Annotated in this window: 21 protein-coding genes and 1 pseudogene; 14 read left to right on the top strand and 8 right to left on the bottom strand. The window is 60.3% G+C overall.

The genetic code is table 11. The features are described from left to right. Position 1: 1 nt before the first annotated feature. The 3 genes from rnk to cyaY form a co-directional block, all read right to left on the bottom strand. Positions 2-412: a nucleoside diphosphate kinase regulator gene (gene rnk, locus BMS17_RS12970; protein ID WP_046032222.1), complete on the bottom strand. Its 411-nt coding sequence runs from the start codon at positions 410-412 to the stop codon at positions 2-4. A gap of 295 nt (positions 413-707) precedes the next feature. Beyond that, on the bottom strand, positions 708-926 hold the full coding sequence (locus tag BMS17_RS12960; RefSeq protein ID WP_077431049.1) for a DUF1289 domain-containing protein: 219 nt from the start codon (positions 924-926) through the stop codon (positions 708-710). A gap of 4 nt (positions 927-930) precedes the next feature. After that, the gene (cyaY, locus tag BMS17_RS12955) at positions 931-1,263 is read right to left on the bottom strand and encodes an iron donor protein CyaY (RefSeq protein WP_046032221.1); all 333 of its coding nucleotides are present in this window, start codon (positions 1,261-1,263) and stop codon (positions 931-933) included. Between the two features lie 328 nt (positions 1,264-1,591). Here cyaY and BMS17_RS12950 point away from each other — a divergent pair, with 328 nt between their 5' ends. From BMS17_RS12950 to BMS17_RS12925, 6 genes are read left to right on the top strand one after another with little or no spacing between them, the layout of a single operon-like run. Further along, positions 1,592-1,768 carry a lipoprotein gene (locus tag BMS17_RS12950; RefSeq protein ID WP_046032220.1) on the top strand — a complete coding sequence of 59 codons (177 nt, stop codon included), beginning with the start codon at positions 1,592-1,594 and terminating at the stop codon, positions 1,766-1,768. 9 nt (positions 1,769-1,777) lie between these two features. Continuing rightward, complete coding sequence (gene lysA / locus BMS17_RS12945; protein ID WP_077431048.1) at positions 1,778-3,025, top strand: diaminopimelate decarboxylase; 1,248 nt, start codon at positions 1,778-1,780, stop codon at positions 3,023-3,025. Positions 3,026-3,029: 4 nt separating this feature from the next. After that, positions 3,030-3,860 carry a diaminopimelate epimerase gene (dapF, locus tag BMS17_RS12940; RefSeq protein WP_077431047.1) on the top strand — a complete coding sequence of 277 codons (831 nt, stop codon included), beginning with the start codon at positions 3,030-3,032 and terminating at the stop codon, positions 3,858-3,860. A 13-nt stretch (positions 3,861-3,873) separates the two neighbouring features. Then, positions 3,874-4,599, top strand: a complete 726-nt coding sequence (locus BMS17_RS12935; protein WP_046032217.1) for a DUF484 family protein — start codon at positions 3,874-3,876, stop codon at positions 4,597-4,599. 2 nt (positions 4,600-4,601) lie between these two features. Then, the gene (gene xerC / locus BMS17_RS12930; RefSeq protein WP_046032216.1) at positions 4,602-5,501 is read left to right on the top strand and encodes a tyrosine recombinase XerC; all 900 of its coding nucleotides are present in this window, start codon (positions 4,602-4,604) and stop codon (positions 5,499-5,501) included. After that, entirely contained in the window at positions 5,498-6,208 is a 711-nt protein-coding gene (locus tag BMS17_RS12925) for an HAD family hydrolase (protein ID WP_046032215.1), read from the top strand. Before xerC ends, BMS17_RS12925 begins: the two co-directional genes overlap by 4 nt. A gap of 195 nt (positions 6,209-6,403) precedes the next feature. Here BMS17_RS12925 and sutA read toward each other — a convergent pair whose 3' ends face one another. From sutA to glnK, 4 genes are all read right to left on the bottom strand, one after another. Then, entirely contained in the window at positions 6,404-6,727 is a 324-nt protein-coding gene (gene sutA, locus BMS17_RS12920) for a transcriptional regulator SutA (protein WP_008050867.1), read from the bottom strand. A 103-nt stretch (positions 6,728-6,830) separates the two neighbouring features. Next, positions 6,831-7,256: a secondary thiamine-phosphate synthase enzyme YjbQ gene (locus tag BMS17_RS12915; protein ID WP_008030499.1), complete on the bottom strand. Its 426-nt coding sequence runs from the start codon at positions 7,254-7,256 to the stop codon at positions 6,831-6,833. A gap of 213 nt (positions 7,257-7,469) precedes the next feature. Further along, positions 7,470-8,807 (bottom strand): ammonium transporter, encoded by a 1,338-nt coding sequence (locus tag BMS17_RS12910; RefSeq protein WP_046032214.1) that lies wholly within the window; start codon positions 8,805-8,807, stop codon positions 7,470-7,472. A gap of 35 nt (positions 8,808-8,842) precedes the next feature. Beyond that, positions 8,843-9,181 (bottom strand): P-II family nitrogen regulator, encoded by a 339-nt coding sequence (gene glnK / locus BMS17_RS12905; RefSeq protein WP_002555808.1) that lies wholly within the window; start codon positions 9,179-9,181, stop codon positions 8,843-8,845. 420 nt (positions 9,182-9,601) lie between these two features. Between glnK and BMS17_RS12900 the strand changes: the two genes are divergently transcribed. Both BMS17_RS12900 and BMS17_RS12895 read left to right on the top strand, forming a co-directional pair. Beyond that, positions 9,602-9,862, top strand: coding sequence for an accessory factor UbiK family protein (locus BMS17_RS12900; RefSeq protein WP_046032213.1), 261 nt, complete (start codon positions 9,602-9,604; stop codon positions 9,860-9,862). Between the two features lie 458 nt (positions 9,863-10,320). Further along, a pseudogene (locus BMS17_RS12895) lies at positions 10,321-10,843 on the top strand (Bro-N domain-containing protein). An 11-nt stretch (positions 10,844-10,854) separates the two neighbouring features. On the opposite strand, the gene BMS17_RS12890 reads toward BMS17_RS12895, so the two are convergent. Continuing rightward, positions 10,855-11,151, bottom strand: a complete 297-nt coding sequence (locus BMS17_RS12890; protein WP_371916697.1) for a HigA family addiction module antitoxin — start codon at positions 11,149-11,151, stop codon at positions 10,855-10,857. A 374-nt stretch (positions 11,152-11,525) separates the two neighbouring features. Here BMS17_RS12890 and BMS17_RS12885 point away from each other — a divergent pair, with 374 nt between their 5' ends. From BMS17_RS12885 to BMS17_RS12860, 6 genes are all read left to right on the top strand, one after another. Further along, a complete protein-coding gene (locus BMS17_RS12885) occupies positions 11,526-13,019 on the top strand; it encodes a YifB family Mg chelatase-like AAA ATPase (RefSeq protein ID WP_077431046.1) in 1,494 nt (497 codons plus the stop codon). A gap of 186 nt (positions 13,020-13,205) precedes the next feature. Continuing rightward, positions 13,206-14,609: an SrfA family protein gene (locus BMS17_RS12880; RefSeq protein WP_046030630.1), complete on the top strand. Its 1,404-nt coding sequence runs from the start codon at positions 13,206-13,208 to the stop codon at positions 14,607-14,609. 17 nt (positions 14,610-14,626) lie between these two features. Then, positions 14,627-17,692, top strand: a complete 3,066-nt coding sequence (locus BMS17_RS12875) for a virulence factor SrfB (protein ID WP_077431045.1) — start codon at positions 14,627-14,629, stop codon at positions 17,690-17,692. Further along, positions 17,689-20,403, top strand: coding sequence for a putative virulence factor (locus BMS17_RS12870; protein WP_046030635.1), 2,715 nt, complete (start codon positions 17,689-17,691; stop codon positions 20,401-20,403). Before BMS17_RS12875 ends, BMS17_RS12870 begins: the two co-directional genes overlap by 4 nt. Before the next feature lie 3 nt (positions 20,404-20,406). Then, on the top strand, positions 20,407-21,429 hold the full coding sequence (locus BMS17_RS12865; RefSeq protein ID WP_046030637.1) for a hypothetical protein: 1,023 nt from the start codon (positions 20,407-20,409) through the stop codon (positions 21,427-21,429). After that, complete coding sequence (locus BMS17_RS12860) at positions 21,429-23,420, top strand: vWA domain-containing protein (protein ID WP_077431044.1); 1,992 nt, start codon at positions 21,429-21,431, stop codon at positions 23,418-23,420. The genes BMS17_RS12865 and BMS17_RS12860 overlap by 1 nt, the downstream gene beginning before the upstream one ends. Positions 23,421-23,422 lie beyond the last annotated feature (2 nt).

Below are 23,422 nucleotides of genomic sequence, written 5' to 3'. Positions count from 1 at the left end.
GTTATTCCGGGAAGTCGCCGCCATTGGCAGGCTGGGATTCAACTTCCAGCAACGTCAGTTTGAGGGTCTTGCCGCCCGGCGCTGGCCAGTCGATGTGCTGACCGACTTTCAGACCGAGCAAAGCACTGCCCACCGGCGCCAGAATGGAAATCCGGCCTTCGTCGGCATTGGCATCCTTGGGGTAAACCAAGGTCAGGTGATAGTCCTTGCCACTGCTTTCTTCACGGCAGTGCACACGGGAATTCATGGTCACGACATCGGCGGGCACTTCATCGTGACCAACCAGGGTATCGGCGCGATCCAGTTCGGTTTGCAGCGCGATGACGCCTGGCAGCGTGTCATCCAGGCTGTCGATCAGGCGCTCCAGACGTTGGACGTCCAGACGGGTAAGGGTGATGGAAGGTGCGGTCATGATTAAGGCAGACTCCTTTCTTCTGCACAGAAAAAGCAAAACCCCGCCAGAAAAAGGCGGGGTTTTCACGAGCCTCGATGGGTTGAGGCGTTTCTGGACACTATCACAGCTCAATAAATATACAAGTCAGGGGCGACGACACACTTTTGTAGCCGCTGGCGAAGCCTGCGTTCGGCTGCGTAGCAGTCGTGGAATCAGGCGATAGGGTGTATCAGGAGTAACGAGCATTCAGGTTTTACGACGGCTACGCAGCCGAACGCAGGCTTCGCCAGCTGCTACAGGTCGCTTGAAGGCTTCAGGTGGCGGTCTTGCGCTGTGAGGCTTGGGCGCAGATAACCCGTCGACGTTCATCATCCGCCGAGCGCCACTCGCGGATGTCTTCGACATGGCGAAAACACCCAAGGCAGACCTTCTGCTCATCCAGCCGACAGACACCGCTGCACGGCGAAGGCACCGCCGGGCTGACATTGCTGTAGAGCGGTTTGGGCGGACGAACGGGCGCAGGCTGGGTCACGATTTCACAGGCCTTCGAAATCGAGTTCGACGTCAGCTTGCTGCTTGACGATGCGCTCGAGCATTTCGCCCAACTGTTCTTCGCTCTTGTCGCACATCCAGCGCTCGCTCTCTTCGTCGTAGTCGAAGTGGAAACCACCGGAGACCGCCGCCAGCCACAGCTGACGCAGGGGCTCCTGACGGCTGAAGATCAACTGGCTGCCGTTTTCGAACTTCACGGTCAGCACACCGGCCGAGCTTTCCAGATCAATATCCAGGCCACTCTCGTCGAAAATATCTTCCAGCGTCTGCTGGGTGGCATCGACCAGATCGTGGAAACGGGCTTCAGTCAAACTCATTGCGGCAACCTCAAAAAGTGTCTGTTCACGCTCAAGCGCCGCAAGATACGGGCGAGCCCCGGTGATTGCAAAGGATAACGATCAAGGGCCGACATAGGTACATCAAACGCTGTACCTGTGGGAGCGGGCTTGCCCGCGAAGGGGCTGGCCCATTCAAAATCTTTGTTGACCAGACCACCGCTTTCGCGGGCAAGCCTGCTCCCACAAGGATTGCACCTGGCCCGCCGGCATCAGCCAAGCCCCGCCGGACGGGAGCCCCATCGCATAGGCAAGCTGCCGGGTGGCCGGTATACTCCGGCGCAATTAACGCATTTTCAAGGATTTCGCCATGAAGCGCCTGATCTCTTCCCTTGCTGCGCTCGTCGCGGTTGCCTGCCTTGTGTCGGCCTGTGGTCAAAAAGGCCCGCTGTATCTGCCAGACGAAGACCAGGACCCTGTCGAACAGGCCAAGTCCTCGCAACAGCAGCCTGCCTCCAAAGCACACAAGCACGACGTCTACCAATAAGGGAACGCCATGGACGCTTTTAATTACCGTGGCGGAGAGCTGTTCGCGGAAGGTGTGGCGCTGTCTGCCATCGCCCAACGTTTCGGCACACCGACCTACGTCTACTCTCGCGCGCACATCGAAGCTCAATATCTGGCTTACGCCGATGCGCTGGCGGGCATGCCGCACCTGGTCTGCTTTGCGGTCAAGGCCAACTCCAACCTGGGCGTGCTGAATGTCCTGGCGCGTTTGGGCGCCGGTTTCGACATCGTCTCCCGTGGTGAACTGGAACGTGTTCTGGCCGCTGGCGGCAGTGCCGACAAGATCGTGTTCTCCGGTGTCGGCAAGACCCGTGACGACATGCGTCGCGCCCTGGAAGTCGGCGTGCACTGCTTCAACGTCGAATCCACCGATGAGCTGGAGCGTCTGCAAGTGGTCGCCGCCGAACTGGGCGTTCGCGCACCGATCTCGCTGCGGGTGAACCCGGACGTCGATGCGGGCACCCACCCGTATATTTCCACCGGTCTCAAAGAGAACAAGTTCGGCATCGCCATTGCTGACGCCGAAGACGTGTACATCCGCGCCGCTCAGTTGCCGAACCTGGAAATCGTCGGTGTCGATTGCCACATCGGTTCGCAACTGACCACCCTGCCACCGTTCATCGATGCCCTCGACCGCCTGCTGGGCCTGGTCGATCGCCTCGGCGATTGCGGCATCTACCTGCGCCACATCGATCTCGGTGGTGGTTTGGGCGTGCGTTATCGCGACGAAGAACCGCCATTGGCCGGCGACTACATCAAAGCCGTGCGCGAGCGTCTCGACGGTCGTGATCTGGCGCTGGTGTTCGAGCCTGGCCGCTTCATCGTGGCCAACGCCGGCGTGCTGCTGACACAGGTCGAGTACCTCAAGCACACCGAACACAAAGACTTCGCTATCGTCGATGCCGCCATGAACGACTTGATCCGCCCGGCGCTGTACCAGGCCTGGATGGACGTGACCGCCGTGCGCCCTCGCGATACTGCGCCTCGTGCCTACGACATCGTCGGCCCGATTTGCGAAACCGGCGACTTCCTGGCCAAGGATCGTCAGTTGGCCCTGGAAGAAGGCGACCTGCTGGCTGTGCATTCGGCCGGCGCCTATGGGTTTGTCATGAGTTCCAACTACAACACCCGCGGCCGTGCCGCTGAAGTGTTGGTGGACGGTGATCAGGCAGTTGAAGTGCGTCGCCGTGAGACGGTAGCCGAGTTGTTTGCTGGCGAAAGCCTGCTGCCGGAGTAACCCCATGCTGCTGCGTTTTACCAAGATGCACGGCCTGGGCAACGACTTCATGGTCCTCGACCTGGTCAGCCAGCACGCGCATATTCTGCCCAAGCACGCCAAGCTTTGGGGCGATCGGCACACCGGCATCGGTTTTGACCAGTTGCTGATCGTCGAAGCGCCGAGCAACCCGGATGTGGATTTCCGTTATCGGATCTTCAACTCCGATGGCTCTGAAGTGGAACAGTGCGGCAACGGTGCGCGCTGTTTCGCCCGCTTCGTGCTCGACAAACGCCTGACTGCAAAACGGCTGATTCGCGTCGAAACCAAAAGCGGCATCATCGCGCTCGATGTGCGCAGCGACGGCCAGATCAGCGTCAACATGGGCGCACCACGCCTGGTGCCGGCCGACATCCCGTTTGTCGCCCCGGAACAGGCGCTGAACTACCAGGTCGACGTCGATGGCAGTGCAGTCGAACTGGCCGCCGTGTCCATGGGCAACCCCCATGCCGTGCTGCGGGTCAGCGACGTCAACAATGCACCGGTGCATGAACTGGGGCCGAAAATCGAACATCACCCGCGCTTTCCGGCGCGGGTCAATGTCGGTTTTCTCCAGGTCATCGACCGCAGCCGCGCGCAGTTGCGCGTCTGGGAACGCGGCGCCGGGGAAACCCAGGCCTGTGGAACCGGTGCCTGCGCAGCCGCAGTGGCCGCGATCAGCCAGGGGTGGATGGATTCGCCGCTATTGATCGATCTGCCTGGCGGGCGCTTGTCCATTGAATGGGCAGGCCCTGGCCAACCGGTCATGATGACCGGCCCGGCAGTACGCGTATACGAAGGACAAGTGCGTCTTTGAGTGAGCTAAACCCATGACCGACAAGCCCCAGGTTCCCGCCCTGCAGCCCGACGAAGCCCCTAGCGAAAGCCTTGAGGCGGCGGCGATTGCCGCGTACCTGGAGGCTCATCCGGATTTCTTCATCGAGCACGAAGAACTGCTCCCGGCCATGCGCATCCCGCACCGTCGCGGTGACACCATCTCGCTGGTCGAACGGCAGATGACTATCCTGCGCGATCGCAACATCGAGTTGCGCCATCGCCTTTCGCACTTGATGGACGTGGCCCGCGACAACGACCGCCTCTTCGACAAGACCCGCCGTCTGATTCTCGCGCTGATGGACGCCAGCAGCCTGGAAGACGTGGTGATCAGCGTCGAAGACAGCCTGCGCCAGGACTTCCAGGTGCCTTTTGTCAGCCTGATTTTGCTGGGCGACAATCCGATGCCGGTGGGCCGCTGGGTGACTCACGCCGAGGCGCAAACGGCCATCGGCGGCTTGCTCTCGGAAGACAAAAGCGTCAGCGGCAGCCTGCGTGAACACGAACTGGACTTCCTGTTTGGCGAGGAACAGCGCAAGCAGATCGGCTCGACCGCCGTCGTCGCGATCAGCTATCAAGGCATCCACGGCATCCTGGCCATCGCCAGCCGCGATCCGCAGCACTACAAAAGCTCGGTGGGCACCTTGTTCCTGAGCTACATCGCCGAAGTCATGGGCCGAGTGCTGCCACGGGTCAACAGCTCCCTGCGCTCGGTCCGCTGATCATGGAAAGGCAACTGGACGCTTACTGCGAACACCTGCGCAGTGAGCGACAGGTGTCGCCTCACACGCTGTACGCCTACCGCCGCGACCTCGACAAAGTGCTGGGCTGGTGCGCTAAACAGAACATCGACAGCTGGGCCGCGCTGGACATCCAGCGCCTGCGTAGCCTGATCGCCCGCCTGCATGCACAAGGCCAGTCATCGCGTAGCCTGGCGCGACTGTTATCGGCGGTGCGCGGGCTGTATCACTATCTGAATCGCGAAGGCCTTTGCGACCACGACCCGGCCAACGGTCTGGCGCCGCCCAAGGGTGAGCGTCGCCTGCCGAAAACCCTCGACACCGACCGCGCGCTGCAATTGCTGGAAGGCGCCGTCGAGGATGATTTCCTGGCGCGACGGGACCAGGCCATTCTGGAGCTGTTCTATTCCTCGGGATTGCGCCTTTCCGAACTGACCGGGCTCAATCTGGATCAGCTGGATCTGGCCGATGGCATGGTTCAAGTGCTCGGCAAGGGCAGCAAGACCCGCTTGCTGCCTGTGGGTAAAAAGGCTCGCGAAGCGCTGGAACAGTGGCTGCCGTTGCGGGCCATGACCAACCCTGCGGACGACGCGGTGTTTGTCAGCCAACAAGGCCGGCGCCTCGGCCCCCGGGCCATTCAGGTTCGGGTCAAAGCCGCTGGCGAGCGCGAGCTGGGGCAAAACCTGCACCCGCACATGCTGCGACACTCCTTTGCCAGCCACTTGCTCGAGTCCTCGCAGGACCTGCGCGCGGTGCAGGAATTACTTGGCCACTCGGACATCAAGACCACCCAGATCTACACCCACCTGGACTTCCAGCACCTGGCCACGGTTTACGACAGCGCCCATCCACGGGCCAAACGCATGAAAGGCGACGACTCATGACCCTGCAATTGATCACCTTCGACCTCGACGACACCTTGTGGGACACCGCCCCGGTGATCCTCAGCGCCGAAGCCGTATTGCGTGAATGGCTGACCGAGCATGCGCCGAGCCTTGGAGCGGTGCCGGTGGAGCATTTGTGGGCGATCCGCGAGCGAATCCTGGGCAATGAGCCAGGCCTCAAGCATCGCATCAGCGCGTTGCGTCGCCGCGTGTTGTTCCATGCACTGGAAGAGGCCGGTTACGACCATGACCAGGCAAACGATCTTGCCGATAAAAGCTTTGAAGTGTTTTTGCATGCTCGGCATCAGATCGACGTGTTCCCCGAAGTCGAGCCGACGCTACAGATGCTGGCCAAACACTACGCCTTGGGCGTGGTCACCAACGGCAACGCCGATGTACGCCGATTAGGGCTGGCGGATTACTTCAAGTTTGCCTTGTGCGCCGAAGACATCGGCATCGCCAAACCCGATGCACGTCTGTTTCATGAAGCACTGCAACGCGGAGGGGCCACACCCGATACGGCGGTGCATATCGGCGATCATCCGGGTGATGACATTGCTGGCGCCCAGCAGGCGGGGATGCGAGCGATCTGGTTTAACCCACAAGGAAAAGCGTGGGAAGCGGAGAAGGCTCCAGATGCCGAGATTCGCAGTTTGACCGAATTGCCGGCGTTGTTGGCGCTGTGGAATTCCCAACTCCCATCCTGAGACCACCCGGATCTAATGTGGGAGCGGGCTTGCTCGCGAAAGCGGTGTATCAGTCGCCATCAATTCTGACTGACACGACGCCTTCGCGAGCAAGCCCGCTCCCACAGGGTTCTTCGCTGCATTTGAGGCTTTTGCACCACCCATGAAAAAGCCCGCAGCGACGGCGGGCTTTTTCAGCAAGCAAGTGGCAGGCGCTTAGATAGGCCGGCTGCCGTACTTGTTATCAGGCTTCTTGGGAGGATCGGCGACCACGTTGGCCTCCACTTCCTGCACCTTGCCGCCCTTGGCCAAAAACTCTTCCATGGCCCGCGCGAGAGCATCGCGCTCCTTGTTTTTGGCTTCAACGCTCGGCAGCTCATCGACCGATACCGCAGCCTTGGCTTTGCCTTTTGCAGTCGGAACGGGCGCATCACCGCCATCGTCTTCAGCGACGTCTTCGGCCGCTGCTTCCAGACCTTCTTCGGTTTCGTCGTCGTCGCCTACTTCGAGGTCGTCGTTTTCCAGATCATCGTCGCTCATGTTCTACCTCATGACTCTTGCGAAAAGCAGATTAGTTATAGCCCAGCTTTACCGTCTGTCGACAGTCGCCGGAAAAATTCAATAACCGCTGGTGACCAGCGGTTCATGCCTCTTCACCGTGCACGGTGGCAAGGACTTTACGGGCACCGCCAAAATCACGGTGCTCGCCCAGATAAACGCCTTGCCAGGTACCCAACGCCAGTCGGCCTGCCGAGATCGGCAAACTGAGCTGACAGCCAAGCACGCTGGCCTTGAAGTGCGCCGGGAGGTCGTCCAGGCCTTCGTCGTTATGCTCATAGCCGTCTGTTCCTTGTGGGATCAGACGATTGAAAAACCGTTCGAAGTCGCGACGTACCGCCGGATCGGCGTTCTCGTTGATGGTCAACGACGCCGAGGTATGCTGTAGCCACAAATGCAAAAGACCGACCCGACACGCCTTGAGTTCAGGCAGGCCGGCGAGTAACTCGTCCGTTACCAGATGAAAGCCCCGGGGCCTTGCCCGCAGAGTAATCAGAGTCTGTTGCCACATACAGTTCTCCGCACGTTCGGGGCGCATTCTAGCGCGCTCTGGGAAAAAACAAAGGCCCTAATATTCCTTCAATCATGTAAGCCATTGGCCGCAGAAAAACGCCCGTCGTAAACAAACCTGAACGTGTACGAAAAAACCTTTCAGCAGCTCCTTCACTGACAAATTCCGGACAAAAAAATGCCCGGCAAGCCGGGCAAATTTTTTACGCGCGTCTTACAAGTTGTAGCCGCGTTCGTTATGGAGTGCCAGATCGATGCCGACAGCTTCTTCTTCTTCCGTGATCCGCAGGCCCATGACAGCGTCCAGGACCTTGAGAATGATGAAGGTGACGACCGCGGTGTAGATCACCGTGAAGCCCACGCCTTTGCACTGAATCCAGACTTGTGCGGCGATGTCAGTGACCGTACCGAAGCCACCCAGGGATGGAGCAGCGAAGACACCGGTCAGGATCGCGCCGAGGATACCGCCGATACCGTGTACGCCGAACGCGTCCAGGGAATCGTCATAGCCGAGTTTGCGCTTCAGGGTGGTGGCGCAGAAGAAGCACACCACGCCCGCTGCCAGGCCGATCACCAGAGCGCCCATCGGGCCCACGGTGCCGGCGGCCGGCGTAATAGCGACCAGACCGGCGACCACACCAGATGCGATACCCAGTGCACTTGGTTTGCCGTGGGTGATCCACTCGGCGAACATCCAGCCCATCGCAGCGGCGGCGGTTGCGATTTGGGTCACCAGCATCGCCATACCGGCAGTACCGTTGGCCGCGGCGGCAGAACCGGCGTTGAAGCCGAACCAGCCAACCCACAACATGGCGGCGCCCATCAGGGTGTAACCGAGGTTGTGCGGTGCCATCGGGGTGGTCGGGAAGCCTTTGCGCTTGCCCAGTACCAGGCAGGCAATCAGACCGGCCACACCGGCGTTGATGTGCACCACGGTGCCACCAGCGAAGTCGAGCACGCCCCAGTCCCACAGCAGGCCGCCGTTACCGGACCAGACCATGTGCGCAATCGGTGCGTAAACCAGGGTGAACCACACGCCCATGAAGATCAGCATGGCGGAGAACTTCATCCGCTCGGCGAAGGCACCGACGATCAGCGCAGGGGTAATGATGGCGAAGGTCATCTGGAAGGTGACGAACACCGCCTCAGGGAACAATGCCGCAGGCCCGGTCAGGCTGGCCGGGGTAATACCGGCGAGGAACGCCTTACCCATGCCGCCGAAGAAGGAGTTGAAGTTGACGACGCCCTGTTCCATACCGGTGGTGTCGAACGCGACGCTGTAGCCATAAATGACCCACAGGACGCTGATCAGACCGGTAATGGCAAAGCACTGCATCATCACGGAAAGAATGTTTTTGGACCGAACCATGCCGCCGTAGAACAGCGCGAGGCCGGGAATGGTCATGAACAGCACGAGGGCTGTAGAGGTCATCATCCAGGCGGTGTCGCCGGAATTGAGGACTGGGGCAGCCACTTCGTCTGCCGCCATGGCCAGGCCGGGCATTACGAGGGACAACAGGGCTCCTAGCCCTGCGAATTTACGCAGAGTCATATTGTTTTCTCCTGGGGCGTTGGGTTTGTGGCGGCTTAAATCGCGTCGGTATCGGTTTCGCCGGTACGGATGCGAATCGCCTGTTCCAGATTCACCACAAAGATCTTGCCGTCACCGATCTTGCCGGTGTTGGCGGCCTTGGTTATCGCCTCGATAACCCGGTCCAGATCCTTGTCATCAATGGCGACATCGATCTTCACCTTGGGCAGAAAATCGACCACGTACTCCGCGCCGCGATACAGCTCGGTGTGACCCTTCTGCCGACCGAAGCCTTTGACTTCAGTAACGGTAATGCCCTGCACGCCGATCTCGGACAGCGACTCGCGTACGTCGTCCAGTTTGAACGGCTTGATGATGGCAGTGACTAGCTTCATGAAAACTCTCTCCCGAATTGGTGGACTTGCCCCAGGAAAACAAACCCGACTCAAGTCTAAGCGCAGTGCCTGGCTTTGTAACGCATCGTCGGCCTTGAATGCCCGTCCGACCCCAGCTAACCACCCCGTACGAAACACTTCCCCCGTTTCGCCTGGCGCACTGCATTCGTCACAGCGACTGCATCAGTGCATGGGTTAACAGTCACTAAGCAGAAACCTTGCCATCTCGCCAAAACCTACTGAATTCAATCCCTTGGCCAATACTGCAAGCCACCGCCCTTAATTACTCCGGAATTAACGCACAACAACAGTGCGTCACCGTCCGTCCGCATGCGCGAAAAGCGTGCGCTGGTTGCCAGCCGAAATTGACTATAGACACTGCGTGATACACTGCCCGCCATTGTTTCCAGGACACTCATCATGCTCGCGCCCAAAGACTTCCTCGACGCCCTGACGGGCACCGCCTCCCGCCTCTTCAGCGGCGAAACCCCGCTGCCGAAAAGCGAAATCGAAAGCCAGTTCAAGGCGTTGTTGCAGAGCGGCTTCAGCAAGCTCGACCTGGTCAGCCGGGAAGAATTTGATAGTCAGATGGTTGTGCTGGCTCGCACCCGTGCACGGCTGGAAAGTCTTGAGGCGAAAGTGGCGGAGCTGGAAGCGAAGCTCAATCCACCGGCTGAGTAACGCCCCAAGCCCCCCCTGTGCAATGCGATCCCCTGTGGGAGCGGGCTTGCCCGCGAATGGGGTCGCCTCCGTCTACCTGGCATCCCACGCTAGACAGACCATTCCTGTAGGAGCTGCCGAAGGCTGTGATCTTCTGATCTTGCGCCACGCCACCATCTCGGCAACGTCCTACAAAGATCACACCGCTGTCCGATTGCGCCGCAAATCTCCGGTTCCTAAGCTCACCTTCTGCTGAATATTCAGCTCTGGGTTTGGCGACCCGGAAGACCCCGACGCACTACGACCACTTTCGACCGAGGAATTCATTCCATCTCGAATTATGGCGGCTATGCGTGGGAGACCTTCGGGTCTGCCGGTTCTCGGGCGTCACCGGTTCGCCAACCCGCGCACAGCTGCCACCCTTTTCGTTTGGCGACGATCAGAAGCAGTTTTCTTCACTCGACCCCGAGAATTGCACCATGAATGAAAACTATCTAATCCCCCACGTCTTCACCCGCCACAAACTCAGCCTCCACGCCCTCCTCCTCGAAAACCAGGCCTGGTTCAGTGCCCGTGATCTTGGCCGACTGCTCCGACTCTTCCTCGACGAACGCACCGTCCGAAAGCTCGCCCCCCGACCAGCGTCAAACCGCACGAATGCTCATCCACGGCGTCATCGAAAACACCCTGCTGATCAGCGAATCCGGCGTCTACACATTACTGATCTACCACTACTGCCCCGAATACCGAGCCCTGCGTGAATGGCTGACACACGAAGTCGTCCCCGCCCTGCGAGACGCCCAACAACCCACCTCAACCGAACGCCCGATCCTGAGCCTGCTGAACTGGCCGCAGATGTCATTGAGTTTGCTGCACTGGAATAACCAGCCGTGGATTCGGCTGCAGGATGTGCCACACGTACTACCGGACCAAGAACGATCACACTGTGCGGTGAACGAACCATGGTGGAAGCGTGCTTCGCGAGTACTCCAATCGTTTTGAGCTTCCGAAGCTCAACCACGGCCAATTTCGGCGATCCGCACATCGTGGGTCGATTGCAGATTCAGCCAGAATTCGATTGTGGTGTTCAGGTGAATGGAAAGCTTCTTGGCTAGTTCAGGGCCGACACGGATGTTCTGCGCCATCAACTCACGCAATTCAAACGGGGACATCCGCACCCGGCCCTGAAGATCAGCCACCGAAATACCCCACGGCTCAAGAAACTCCTTCTCAAGGATTTCGCCGGGATGAATCGGCCGCATTCCATTTGTGTTCATTTCCCTCCTGAGGGTTTGATCTGCTGTGATCATAAGCAGCTCCCTCGAGCGCACAAGAGCGCCCGTGCGCTTTGGCCGACGTCCCTCATGTATCTCGGCACAGTCCTACAAAACCAACGTCCATGCAGCGGATTGCACCCAGTACCAGCCCCGACGCAACCTTTGTAGCAGCTGGCGCAGCCTGCGTTCGGCTGCGCAGCAGTCGTAATCAAAGTACACGGTGTGTCAGGTAAACTTTGCCTGTCGAATTTACGACTGCTGCGCAGCCGAACGCAGGCTGCGCCAGCTGCTACAGATCATGCGAACCTGCAATATCTTGCGAAGATTTCCCACCTCTCCAGCCAGACTCCACGACTACCCTTCTAAAACCCGCAGGAAGCGGCCCCCGTACCACTCAAGGAACGACCATGTCCCTCTCCATCGTCCACAGCCGCGCCCAAATCGGCGTGGATGCGCCTGCCGTTACCGTTGAAGTCCACCTGGCCAACGGTTTGCCATCCCTGACCATGGTCGGTTTGCCGGAGGCGGCGGTGAAGGAAAGCAAGGACCGCGTACGCAGAGCGATCATCAATTCCGGGCTGCAATTCCCGGCGCGGCGCATCACGTTGAATCTCGCCCCGGCGGATTTGCCCAAGGACGGTGGCCGGTTTGATCTGGCGATTGCCTTGGGGATTCTGTCTGCCAGTGTGCAGGTGCCGACGTTGACGCTGGATGATGTGGAGTGTCTGGGAGAGCTGGCGCTGTCGGGCGCGGTACGAGCCGTGCGTGGGGTATTGCCGGCGGCATTGGCTGCGCGCAAGGCCGGGCGGTCGCTAATGGTACCGCGGGCAAATGCCGAAGAGGCATGCCTTGCCTCAGGGCTTAAGGTGATCGCGGTGGATCATTTGCTGGAAGCGGTCGCGCACTTTAATGGGCACACACCGGTCGAGCCTTACGTTTCCAATGGTTTGCTCTACGCCAGCAAACCCTATCCCGACCTCAATGAAGTGCAGGGGCAACTCTCGGCCAAACGCGCCTTGCTGATTGCCGCGGCAGGGGCACATAACCTGTTGTTCAGCGGGCCGCCGGGGACTGGGAAAACGTTGTTGGCCAGCCGTCTTCCGGGATTGTTACCGCCACTGGCTGAAAATGAGGCACTGGAGGTCGCGGCAATCCAGTCAGTTTCCAGTTGCGTGCCCTTAAGCCATTGGCCACAACGACCGTTCCGCCAACCTCATCACTCAGCTTCCGGGCCGGCATTGGTCGGCGGCGGATCGAAACCGCAACCCGGCGAAATCACCCTCGCCCACCACGGCGTTCTGTTTCTCGATGAACTCCCGGAATTCGATCGCAAAGTATTGGAGGTGTTAAGGGAGCCGCTGGAATCCGGTCATATCGTGATTTCCCGGGCCAAGGACCGCGTGAGATTCCCCGCCCGCTTTCAATTGGTCGCGGCGATGAATCCCTGCCCCTGTGGATATCTTGGCGAACCGAGTGGCAAATGCAGTTGTACGCCGGACATGGTCCAGCGCTACCGCAACAAACTGTCAGGTCCGCTGCTGGACCGAATCGACTTACACCTTACCGTTGCGAGGGAAGCCACTGCATTGAATCCGGCGCTCAAACCCGGCGACGACACCGCCACCGCAGCGGTGCTAGTGGCTGACGCACGAGAACGGCAACACAAGCGCCAGGGCTGCGCCAATGCGTTCCTCGATCTGCCGGGCCTGCGCAAGCATTGCACGTTATCCACAGCCGACGAAAACTGGCTGGAATCCGCTTGTGAAAGATTGACGCTGTCGCTGAGAGCCGCACATCGGCTGCTTAAAGTAGCCCGAACGCTGGCTGATCTTGAGCAAACCGATGAGATAAAGCGCGAGCACCTGGCCGAGGCATTGCAGTACCGGCCGAGTGCAAATTGAAGGATTTCATAAAGTCCAAAATGACCTCATGCAACCTATGCACACTTACGCTAGTCTCATACGGTTTTGGACCTCCGCTAATTGACGGCGACATCATTATGACATTAAGGTCGCCAGCTAATTGCAGGAGCAAGAACAGACACCTTTGTCTGTCATTATTTGCGCAACGATACATATGGAGTTTGAATGCGCGGGGCACTATTACGCAGCGGTAAGAGCGGGTCATTCACTGCCCTGGGCGAAACAGGTCAACCGGTCTACCGGGCGGCCCTGCAATTGCGCGAAGCCATTCGTCGCAAGAATCCCGAAATGGTCGATCATCTGGCCATCCCTCAGAGCGATGAGCTCGGCAACCAGATCGACTGGTACAGCGGCCTCGACGGCGATGTCATCCCCTGGAGCAGCGCGACCGAAGAAGAACGCGCCCCTGCCCGCCTCCAACTTGAATCCTTGAAGATAGCGCTCGACGAATTGAGCCAACGCTACCTGGGCACTGATCCGGCCGAACAGCAGCAAGGCGACAAAGCCGTGTTCGGCAAGTTGCTAAAGCGCGTCATTCATTTCCCTGACGAAAACTTCGTCTACCTGGTGCAAGGCAAACCGGTACTGACCTTTTGGGGTTTCGAGCACGCGGGCACCGACCGTAACCGCGATCCCCTGCACTGCCTGACTCAGGCTGCACCCGTGTTCACCCTGCCACCCGTGGTCGAAGCAGCGCCCGTTGTCGCGCCGATCGTGCCAGTGGTGGCTCGCCCGTGGTGGCGACGCTGGTGGTGGCTGTTGCTGCTGCCTTTCTTGCTGCTGTTGTTGTGGCTACTCTTGGGTTTACGCGGTTGCGTGCCGATTCCACGGGTGGCGGTTGATCTGCTTCCAGAGGGCGTCGTGCCCGTTGAAAGACAACTGGAAGAGCCACCATTGACCGGCAATGCCACGACATTGAATGGCGTCCCCGTGACAGGCACTGTCACAGGGACCACCACCGGCACCGCCGTGACGGGGACTCATGGTGTCGAAGCGCCAGCCGTCGAGGGTAACGAGGCTGATGCCGCGAGCGCCGACTTGGGCAAAAATCCAGGCATAGATCCAGGCAAAGATCAGGGCAAAGACCCGGCCAAAGACCCGGCAGCCGAATCGCCGGCCACGGCACCTGAAAACAAAACCGCTCCGCCTGCTGTCTCACCATCCGAGGCAGAAAAATCCGCCGCCGCAAAACCTGGCCCTCCCCTGAGCATTCCGCCAGACGCCGCTGACGGTGCCGCCAAGTTCCTCGACGGTCAGTTCCGCGCCGGTGCTGGCATTCAGGATCGTCGCACCGGCAAACCGCTGCGCCTGGAGTACCAACTCAAGGACGGCAAGGGCGAAGTCACCGTGCACCAGGCCGACGGCACCAAGTGCAGCGGGCCAGTGAGCGCTACCATGAAGGGTGGCAGCCTGGCCATCGACAGTCAGGGCCAAGCCGTATGTGGCGATGGCAGCACTTACGACATGCCCAAGGTCAACTGCCGCAAAGGGGCGACTACAGTCGCAGACTGCACCGGCGGTTACGGCAAAGAACAATTCCCCATGTCCATGCGGCACGTGGCCGAATAAAAACGGAATAACCCGACATGTTGCCTGAAGTCACCCAATTCGAAGACACCGTCACGCTGGTCAGCGACACCGGCATCCAGTTCATGGATTTCGCCCTGCGCCTGGATCCCCGCAAGGAACCGGCGGGCGAGTTCGCACCGATGATCAGCGGGCTGATCTGCCGTCTGGCGTACAACGAAGAGAAAGACTTCTTTTTCTACGAACCTGAACCGGAAAAGGTCGAAAAGGCCAAGCCTGTGTTCAGCGTCGACATGAAAAGCAGCCTCGAATTGCTCGACGGTGTCTGGCTGCCGACCCCGTTTTTCCGCTTCATGCCGCCGCATCGCTTCGACGAAGGCCCGACCAACTGGTCGCGCATGCGCCTGGTGAAACTGGCCACGCCAGACATTGACGGCAACACCCACCGCCTGACGATGGCCTTCGACAGCCGCGTGATGCCCAAGCGTGACGGCACCGCCTACCTGGCGCCGAACGAAGAAGACATCAGCTCCGGCGTGTCTTTCAAACTGGCGACCAAGGCCAGCGAAACCCGCTGGTTCCTGGCCCAGCCGTGGGTCAATGAATGGCTGCTGGAAGTGTTCAACGAAGGCAATACCCACCGTTCGCGCGAAGAGCTGGACATCGATATCCGCGCCAACTATCACCTGGCGCATTACCTGAATTTGCTCAGCCTGTTGAGCAAGCCGTCTGCCGCACAGCAGTCGACGGCTCGCCCGAAAGTCGAGATCCCCGAGCTGAAAGTGGTCGCCAACGACAGCAACGGCCTGGTCAAACCGATTCCGGTGGACCTGGTGCTGGACGTCGGCAACTCGCGTACCTGCGGCATCCTGATCGAGAACCATGGTCAGGCCGGCTCCGGGCTCAAGCAGAACTACGTGCTGGAACTGCGCGACCTGATCACCCCCGAGCACACCTACAACCTGCCGTTCGAAAGTCGCGTGGAATTTGCCCAGGCGTATTTCGGCAAGGACCACTGCTCGGTCAAGAGCGGCCGTCATGATGCCTTCCAGTGGGCGACGATTGCCCGTGTCGGCAACGAGGCCAGCCGTCTGGCCAGCCGTCGTCGCGGCACCGAAGGCTCCACGGGCCTGTCCAGCCCGAAACGTTATCTGTGGGACGAAAACGCCTACGGCCACGGCTGGCGGTTCAACTGCTCGTACATCAAGACCGATAACGAGCCCTACGCTACCGCCGCGCCGTTCTCACACCTGATCAATGAAACCGGCGAAGCGCTTTACAGCCTCGAAGAAGACGATCGCCTGCCGGTGTTCATGCCGCGTTATTCGCGCAGCTCGCTGATGACCTTCATGCTCGCCGAAGTGCTGGCCCAGGCGCTGTCGCAAATCAACAGCCCGGCCCAGCGCTCGCGCCAGGGGCACACCCGCGTACCGCGCCAGCTCAACAGCATCACCCTGACCGTGCCGCCGGGCATGCCGCAAGCTGAGCGCAGCATCCTCAACGAACGCATGCTGCAAGCCATAGGCCTGGTCTGGAAGAGCCTCGGCTGGCACGCCGGCGAGGAAGACCCGCATCAGGACCAGGCCCTGAGCCCGCGCACGCCGATCCCGAGCATCCGTGTGGAATGGGACGAAGCTTCCTGCGGCCAATTGGTGTACCTGTACACCGAGGTCAACGAGAACTTCGCCGGTCACCCGGAAGAGTTTTTCGACACCATCGCCCGGCCCGACAAGACCGACCGCGAGCGTATTACCCTGGCGACCATCGACATCGGCGGCGGCACCACGGACCTGGTCATCACCGACTATCGCCTCGACCGCGCCGGCAACACCGGCAGTGGCAGTAACGTGCACATCGTGCCCGAGCAGCGTTTCCGCGACGGGTTCAAAGTGGCCGGCGACGACATCCTGCTGGACGTAATTCAGGACTTCATCCTGCCGAGCTTTGAGAAAGCCTTGCAGAACGCCGGCGTAAAAGCGCCGGATTCGTTGATGTCACGGCTGTGCGGCGATGAGTCGGTCAGCGCCCAGGACATGATCCTGCGCCAGCAGTTGAACCTGCAGGTGTTCGCACCGCTGGGCCTGGCGCTGCTCAAGGCTTACGAGCATTACGATCCGCAGGTCCCGCAGGAAGTCACCCCGCAAAGCTACCGCCAATTGCTGGGTGACAACGCGATCAGCAAGACCGTGCTCGACTACGTCAATGCCGCCGTACGCCGCGATGTCGGCAGTCAGAGCGGCTTCGACGTGTATGAGGCACCCATCAGTTTCGACCTGCAAAAGCTTCATGCCGCATTTCTCAACGACCAGATCAACATCACCAAGATTCTTGGGGCGCTGTGTGAAGTGGTCGCGCATTACCCGTGCGACGTGCTGCTGCTGACTGGCCGCCCGTCGCGCCTGCCCGGCATCCAGGCGTTCATTCGCAAGGTGTTGCCGCTGCCGCCGGGGCGCATTCTGGCGCTGCAAAACTACCGCACGGGCGGCTGGTATCCGTTCCATAAAAATGGTCGGATCGACGACCCGAAAAGCACCGCCTCGGTGGGCGCCATGCTTTGCCTGCTGTGCGCCAACCACAGTGTGCCGAATTTCTACTTCCGTGCTTCGGCACTCAAGCCGTATTCGACGGTCAAGCACATCGGCGTCATCGACCTGAACAACGTGATCAAGGATGCCGACGTGCTGTACCGCGACATCCAGTCCGAAGACTACAAGATCAAGCTGCCGGTGATCGGCGTGGGCGATACCGCCGACACGCCGCAACTGGAAATGCGAGGCGACCTGCGCCTCGGTTTCCGCCAGTTGGCTGCCGATCGCTGGGCCGCGTCGCCGCTGTACACCTTGCGCTTCACCAAAGTCGGTCGGGTGAAGTTTTCCCGTGCCATCGGTGATAACGGCAGCGCGCCGCTGCTCAAGGTGCGATTCGAGGTCAAGCCGGCGGACAAATACACGCGCAAGCAGGATCTGGTCAGCGATCTCCTCTCGGTTCGCGACATCGAATCCAACTGCAATAATGTCAACTTCAACCCGCGCAGCGACCTCGTGCTGGAGCTCAACACCATGCTCGACGCCGGCCTGAACGATTCCAAGTACTGGCTCGACAGTGGAAGTGTGAAACGCAAATGAACGACCTGACCCCCGAACAACATCAGCTCTCAAACAGTTGGGCCGCTGTTTATGAAGGTGCCGGTCAGGCGCTGGATTGGATTGGCCAGACGCGCGGCAATGCGCCACGCCTGGACAGCGAAGCCGACAACCTGAACATCCGCCTGCACCGTGCCCGCAACCTGGCTCACAGCCTGGGCCGCGTGGCCTGCACGCCAATGACCATCGGCTTTTTCGGCTTGTCGCAGGCCGGCAAGTCCTACCTGATTTCGGCTCTCGCTGCTGGTCAGAACGGCAAACTGGAGACCGACTTCGGTGGCCAGCGCCTGGACTTCATCAAGCACATCAACCCGGTGGGTGGCGGCAAGGAAGCCACCGGCCTGGTGACGCGCTTCAGCCGCCGCGCCACGCCGAGCCAGGACAATGATTTCCCGGTCGAACTCACGCTGTTCAAGGAAATCGAGCTGGCGAAGATTCTCGCCAACTCCTGGTTCAAGGATTTCGACCTTGAACGCATTTCCTACGAGATCGACGAAGAACGTATCCAGCGCGTGCTCAAACCGTTCGAAGGTCGCGAAACCGGGCCGATGCAAACGGGCGTCAACGCCGACGATCTGGTGTCGCTGTGGGATTACCTGCGCGACAACTTCCGCAACTCAGTGAAGAAGCTGGAGCACCTGTACTGGCCCAAGGCGTTGCAACTGGCGCCGCGCCTGAATTTCCAGGAACGGGCCGAGCTGTTTTCGATCCTCTGGGGCGAGCAAAGCGAACTGACGCGCGTGTATCAGCAACTGGCCGGCGCGCTGCACAAGCTGGGCTTGCCCGAAACCGTGTTCGCGCCCCTGAAGGCCTTGGTGAGTTTCGAAAACGACACCTACAGCCAGCGCGACAGCATCATGAACGTCGACATCCTCGAACGCTTCGGTAGCCCGCTGGATTTGCCGATCGATGTTCGACCATGGGTGGGTGGCCGTCTGCAAAACAGTCAGGGCATCCCGGTCGCGCAACTGGCGGCACTGACCGCTGAAATGACCTTCCGCCTGATCGAAGCGCCGGTCGACGAAATCGTCAATCAGGTCGACCTGCTGGATTTCCCCGGTTATCGCGGGCGCAAAAAGCTGCACGAAATCGCCGATTCCAACGATCCCGAGTCCGCCACCAAGGACAACTCCGTCTCGCAACTGATTCTGCGGGGCAAGGTCGCCTACCTGTTCGAGCGTTACACCGACAACCAGGAAATGAACGCGCTGGTGGTTTGCACCGGTTCGACTAAACAAAGCGACGTCAACGACGTTGGCCCGGTGCTGACACGCTGGATCGAAAAGACCCAGGGCGCCGACTCGGCCGCTCGCGCGAAACGCGATACTGGTCTGATCTGGGCGCTGACTATGCTCGACCTGCGCATCAGCAACTCCCTGAGCCTGACACCTGATCAGTACGACGAGAGCTGGAACGGCATGGTCAAGCTGACCATGCTGGAGCGCTTCGGCAGCCTGAGCTGGATGAACGACTGGGCCGGGACACCGTTCCAGAACACCTTCCTGGTGCGCAAGCCGCGCATGGACGCGGCGTTCATCGGGCAAGACGCGAACGGTGCCGAAACCGGCCTCAATGGCGGCTATGAAGATCGCGTCAAAGCGCTGGGCGAAAGCTTCGCCAGCAACGACCTGGTGTGCAAACACATCAAGAACCCGGCCAACGCCTGGGCCGAAATGCTGCGCAACGATGACGGTGGCATCAGCCACTTCAGCGGCAGTTTCACTGGCGTTGCCAACCTCGAATTCAAATTGCAGCGCATCCGCGAGCAATTGAGCGAATGCCTCGAAGGCCTGACTACGCATGGCCTGAGCACCTGGTATTACGCCGACGGTGACGGCGCCGCAGCGGCGAAAAAAGCGCAAGCGCAGATGATACTCACGGGCCTGGGCCGTCGTCCGGCGGTGCTCGGCGAGCTCATCGATCAACTCGACATGCCGAGCGAAGAGGTGCGCGACCTGTACCTCAGCGGCGTGTACGAAACCGATGACGAGCCTACCGTGACCGACGAACCGGTCGCGCCGACACCGAGCCAGAGCCTGTACGGCAACGACGCCGGTTTTGATTTCGATTTCGGCGACGACCTGAGTCACGACAGCACACCGGTCAGCAGCAAAGCCAGTACTCCGGTGCCAGAGCTGCAAAGCAACGAGCACCGCTTCGCCAAAGCCGCGTTCAAGGCCTGGATCGCGCACCTGCGTGAACTGACCACCCGGCAAAGTCTGCTCAACCTCCTCGGGCTGGAAAAGGCGTTGCTCGAAGCGGTGGTCGACGAACTGATCACCGCCGCTTACCGCCAGGACTTGCCGGGGCAACTGAGCCGTGCGGTCCTCAAGCGTGCGCAAAGTGGCGCGCGCCGCGATCAACTGGTCGAGCGTCAGGTACTGGAAGTGCAACGTGTATTGCGCGATTTCGTCTCCTGGTTCGGCTACATCCAGAAGCCGGTAAGCGAACGTCCGAACAGCCGGGCCGGTGCCAAGTTGCCCTTGTTCTCGTTCTATACCGACATCAGTCCGGGACAAGTGCCGGTGCTGCCGCCGCAACCGGCGAACCAGGCGCAGCGGTATCTGGGTGACTGGCTCTCGGGCCTTGCCTACATCACCCAGGACAATGCCGGCCATGGCGCCGGGCGCGAAATCACCCCTGAACAGAACGAACGGCTGGGCAAAGTGCTCACAGCCTTCGCAGCGAGATAAGCAATGCCAATTCGTGTCGACCTGCTCGCCTTAGAGCCCAATGTGCCTGGCCAGGCCCGCCTCACCGTAAAGAAATGGCAGGGTGGCGAGGAACAGCTGGAGTTTTCCATTCAGCGTAACCAGGACGGTTTTTACCTTCAGGGCCAGAAGGCCTGGAGCAACAATCCGTTCTGGTTCAAAGTCTCGCGCTTCACCGCCAACGGCGAATTCCTGTTAACTCAGGTTGGCCCGGACGTGGTTGACCCATTGCTGGAAGGCAGCGGCAACTCGCAATTTCGCATCGAACTTCGCGAACAGAGCCTGGGCCATGTCGACGCAGGCGTGATACTTCCGGCCAACAACCTGCTGGCTTCCACGGCTGGCGGCCAGACGCGCTCGACGTACGGCGGCGCCGACCTGACGACACCGGTAGCACCGGCACCGGAGATCCCTGACCTGCCGGAACTGGTCCTGCCGCCCGCCGAGGCAGAAGTGGAACCGGAACCGGAGCCGGTATTCGCCGACCCCGTCGAGACACCGCCGCCGCCACCGGCGAAGAAAAGCAACAAAGGCCTGATCGGCCTGTTGATGGTCGTGGTGTTGCTGTTGGCAGCAGGCGCTGGATTCTGGTTCTACAAACGCACTCCCGCACCCGCTCCGGTGGCCGCAGCCCCTGCTGCCGCGCCGGCCGGCGCCGACGCACAGGCCTGCACCCTCGAGAGCATGAACAGCCTGCCCGAATTGACCTTCGTCCAGACCTGCATCAAGGCTGCGCCCGACAGTGCCAAGTTGCTGGAGATCATCAACCAAGCCAAGGCCGGCAAGCACTGTGGCATCGCCCAGCGTCTGTACGCCAACCGTGCCCAGGCCGGTGACGCGTTGATCGCCAACGCCTATGCCCGCGAATACGACCCGAAATACCTGAAGGCCAGCGAGTGCTTCCCGGTCGCGGACAACGCCACCGCCGCCTACTGGTACGAAACCATCCTCACGCAGGACCCGAACAACGCCGAAGCCAAGCAGCGCTTCGAGGAGTTGCAGAAGTGATGCGTTCGCCCGTGAGTCGATTCCTGCTGAGCAGTGCCGCCTTGTTGGCACTGTGCATCAGCCCGCTGTCCCAGGCCGATGACAAACCGCTGATCCAGGCCGGTAAAAAGACCCTGTTCCAACGCGTACTGACCACGCCGGGCTGCAAGATCAGCCCGACGGCGGGCGGCGCGGCAGACGACGAGCAACCGGTCTTCAGCCGCTTTTATGTGTACGAGCGCGCGCAAGCGAACAACGCCGAATGGCTGAAAGTCGGCCCCGACAGTTACGGCAAAACCATTGGCTGGTTACCTGCCGGCTGCACCACCGATTGGAAAATGCAGCTGACGCTGGCGTTCACCAACCCGGCTAACCGCGACCGGCTGCTGTTTTTCAAGGACCGCGCCACTGTCGAAGGCATCCTGGATGCGCCAGACCCGGTCAGCAAAGTCGCGCCGCTGCGGGCCACGCTGAAAAAAGGCCAGCAAGCACCCGGCGTGCTGGCCGAAGAACCTGAATACTTCGTCGACCTGCAAAAGCAGTTTTACCTGCTGCCGGTGCTCAGTGGCGAAGAAGTCATGACCGAAAGCGGTTTCCGCACGCGCCTGCTCAACGTCGCGTCGGTCAGCAAACCGGATGACAAGACGGCCAAGGGCGGTGCGGCAAACAGCGCTGCCGGCGGCAAGGAAGCCGAAGACAAAACGGCCAGCCAGTTGAAGGAATTCAGTGCGGCGGTGGTGTTTGTCATCGACTCGACGATCTCGATGGACCCGTACATCGACCGCACCCGCGAGGCGATCCGCAAGGTTTATCAGAAAATCGAAGCGCAGAATCTCGGCAAGCAGGTCAAGTTCGGCATGGTGGCTTTCCGTTCCAACACCCAAGCGGTGCCGGGGCTGGAATACACCACCAAAATGTACGCCGACCCTACCAAGGTGAAAGACAGCGCCGACTTTTTCGCCAAGATCGCCGACCTCAAACAGGCCAACGTATCGAGCAGCAGCTTCGATGAGGACTCATTTGCCGGCGTCATGGAGAGCATCGACAAGGTCGACTGGAGCCAGTTCGGTGCGCGCTACGTGGTGTTGATCACCGATGCGGGCGCCATCGAGGGCGACGACAAACTGTCGAAGACCGGGTTGAGCGCAGCGCAGGTGCGTATCGAGGCCGCCAATCCGGGTGTAGCTATCTATACGCTGCACTTGAAAACCCCGGCCGGGGCCAAGGACCACGCCAAGGCCGAAGCGCAGTACCGGGACCTGTCGACTTACCCTGGCACCAACACCTCGCTGTACTACCCGGTAAATGCCGGCGATGTGCAGGAGTTCGGTCGCAAGGTTGACGCACTGGCCGCCGCGATCACGACGCAGGTGAAAGCCGCCTACATGGGCGAAGACGCCATCGGCAGCGCGGCGAACGCCAAGCAGGACCCGGCCGAGAAGAAAATGCTCGAAGACGCGGCGCTGATCGGCCATGCCATGCAACTGGCCTATCTCGGCGAGAAGACCAACAGCAAGGCTCCGCCGGTGTTCAAGGCGTGGATCACCGACCGCGACCTGATCAAGCAGAACATCCCGACCACCGATGTGCGGGTGCTGCTGACCAAGTCTCAGCTCAGCGACTTGAGCGACGTGATGAAGCAGATCCTCGATGCGGCCAACGAAGGCCTGATTTCGCCGACGGAAATGTTCGAGCGCCTGCGCTCGGTGGCGGCGACCATGGGCGCCGATCCCAATCAGCTCAAGCAGAACAGCAAAGCCAAACTGGCGGACATGGGTGTGCTCGGCGAGTACCTCGAAGACCTGCCCTATCAGAGTGAAGTGTTGAACCTGGATGAAGAGACCTGGAAGAGCTGGGACGGTCTGGCCCAGGAGAAATTCATCCGCACGCTCAATACCAAACTGCGGCATTACCAGCGTTACAACGCGGATGTTGACCGCTGGGTAGCTCTAGCCAAGGACAGCGACGCGCGGGACAACGTGTACCCGGTGCCACTGGAAATGATGCCTTAACG

Origin of the sequence: Pseudomonas sp. C9 (genome assembly GCF_002000165.1) — a bacterium.
Classification (GTDB): Bacteria; Pseudomonadota; Gammaproteobacteria; order Pseudomonadales; family Pseudomonadaceae; genus Aquipseudomonas.
The sequence above is the reverse complement of the archived record's forward strand: the minus strand, read 5'-3'. Positions and strand labels throughout refer to the sequence as shown.

What these genes read in the sequence shown, in the direction of transcription:
- rnk (WP_046032222.1), bottom strand. Translation starts at nt 412, where the DNA reads ATGACCGCACCTTCCATCACCCTTACCCGTCTGGACGTCCAACGTCTG.
- cyaY (WP_046032221.1), bottom strand. Translation starts at nt 1,263, where the DNA reads ATGAGTTTGACTGAAGCCCGTTTCCACGATCTGGTCGATGCCACCCAG.
- BMS17_RS12950 (WP_046032220.1), top strand. Translation starts at nt 1,592, where the DNA reads ATGAAGCGCCTGATCTCTTCCCTTGCTGCGCTCGTCGCGGTTGCCTGC.
- lysA (WP_077431048.1), top strand. Translation starts at nt 1,778, where the DNA reads ATGGACGCTTTTAATTACCGTGGCGGAGAGCTGTTCGCGGAAGGTGTG.
- dapF (WP_077431047.1), top strand. Translation starts at nt 3,030, where the DNA reads ATGCTGCTGCGTTTTACCAAGATGCACGGCCTGGGCAACGACTTCATG.
- BMS17_RS12935 (WP_046032217.1), top strand. Translation starts at nt 3,874, where the DNA reads ATGACCGACAAGCCCCAGGTTCCCGCCCTGCAGCCCGACGAAGCCCCT.
- xerC (WP_046032216.1), top strand. Translation starts at nt 4,602, where the DNA reads ATGGAAAGGCAACTGGACGCTTACTGCGAACACCTGCGCAGTGAGCGA.
- BMS17_RS12925 (WP_046032215.1), top strand. Translation starts at nt 5,498, where the DNA reads ATGACCCTGCAATTGATCACCTTCGACCTCGACGACACCTTGTGGGAC.
- sutA (WP_008050867.1), bottom strand. Translation starts at nt 6,727, where the DNA reads ATGAGCGACGATGATCTGGAAAACGACGACCTCGAAGTAGGCGACGAC.
- BMS17_RS12915 (WP_008030499.1), bottom strand. Translation starts at nt 7,256, where the DNA reads ATGTGGCAACAGACTCTGATTACTCTGCGGGCAAGGCCCCGGGGCTTT.
- BMS17_RS12910 (WP_046032214.1), bottom strand. Translation starts at nt 8,807, where the DNA reads ATGACTCTGCGTAAATTCGCAGGGCTAGGAGCCCTGTTGTCCCTCGTA.
- glnK (WP_002555808.1), bottom strand. Translation starts at nt 9,181, where the DNA reads ATGAAGCTAGTCACTGCCATCATCAAGCCGTTCAAACTGGACGACGTA.
- BMS17_RS12900 (WP_046032213.1), top strand. Translation starts at nt 9,602, where the DNA reads ATGCTCGCGCCCAAAGACTTCCTCGACGCCCTGACGGGCACCGCCTCC.
- BMS17_RS12890 (WP_371916697.1), bottom strand. Translation starts at nt 11,151, where the DNA reads ATGATCACAGCAGATCAAACCCTCAGGAGGGAAATGAACACAAATGGA.
- BMS17_RS12885 (WP_077431046.1), top strand. Translation starts at nt 11,526, where the DNA reads ATGTCCCTCTCCATCGTCCACAGCCGCGCCCAAATCGGCGTGGATGCG.
- BMS17_RS12880 (WP_046030630.1), top strand. Translation starts at nt 13,206, where the DNA reads ATGCGCGGGGCACTATTACGCAGCGGTAAGAGCGGGTCATTCACTGCC.
- BMS17_RS12875 (WP_077431045.1), top strand. Translation starts at nt 14,627, where the DNA reads ATGTTGCCTGAAGTCACCCAATTCGAAGACACCGTCACGCTGGTCAGC.
- BMS17_RS12870 (WP_046030635.1), top strand. Translation starts at nt 17,689, where the DNA reads ATGAACGACCTGACCCCCGAACAACATCAGCTCTCAAACAGTTGGGCC.
- BMS17_RS12865 (WP_046030637.1), top strand. Translation starts at nt 20,407, where the DNA reads ATGCCAATTCGTGTCGACCTGCTCGCCTTAGAGCCCAATGTGCCTGGC.
- BMS17_RS12860 (WP_077431044.1), top strand. Translation starts at nt 21,429, where the DNA reads ATGCGTTCGCCCGTGAGTCGATTCCTGCTGAGCAGTGCCGCCTTGTTG.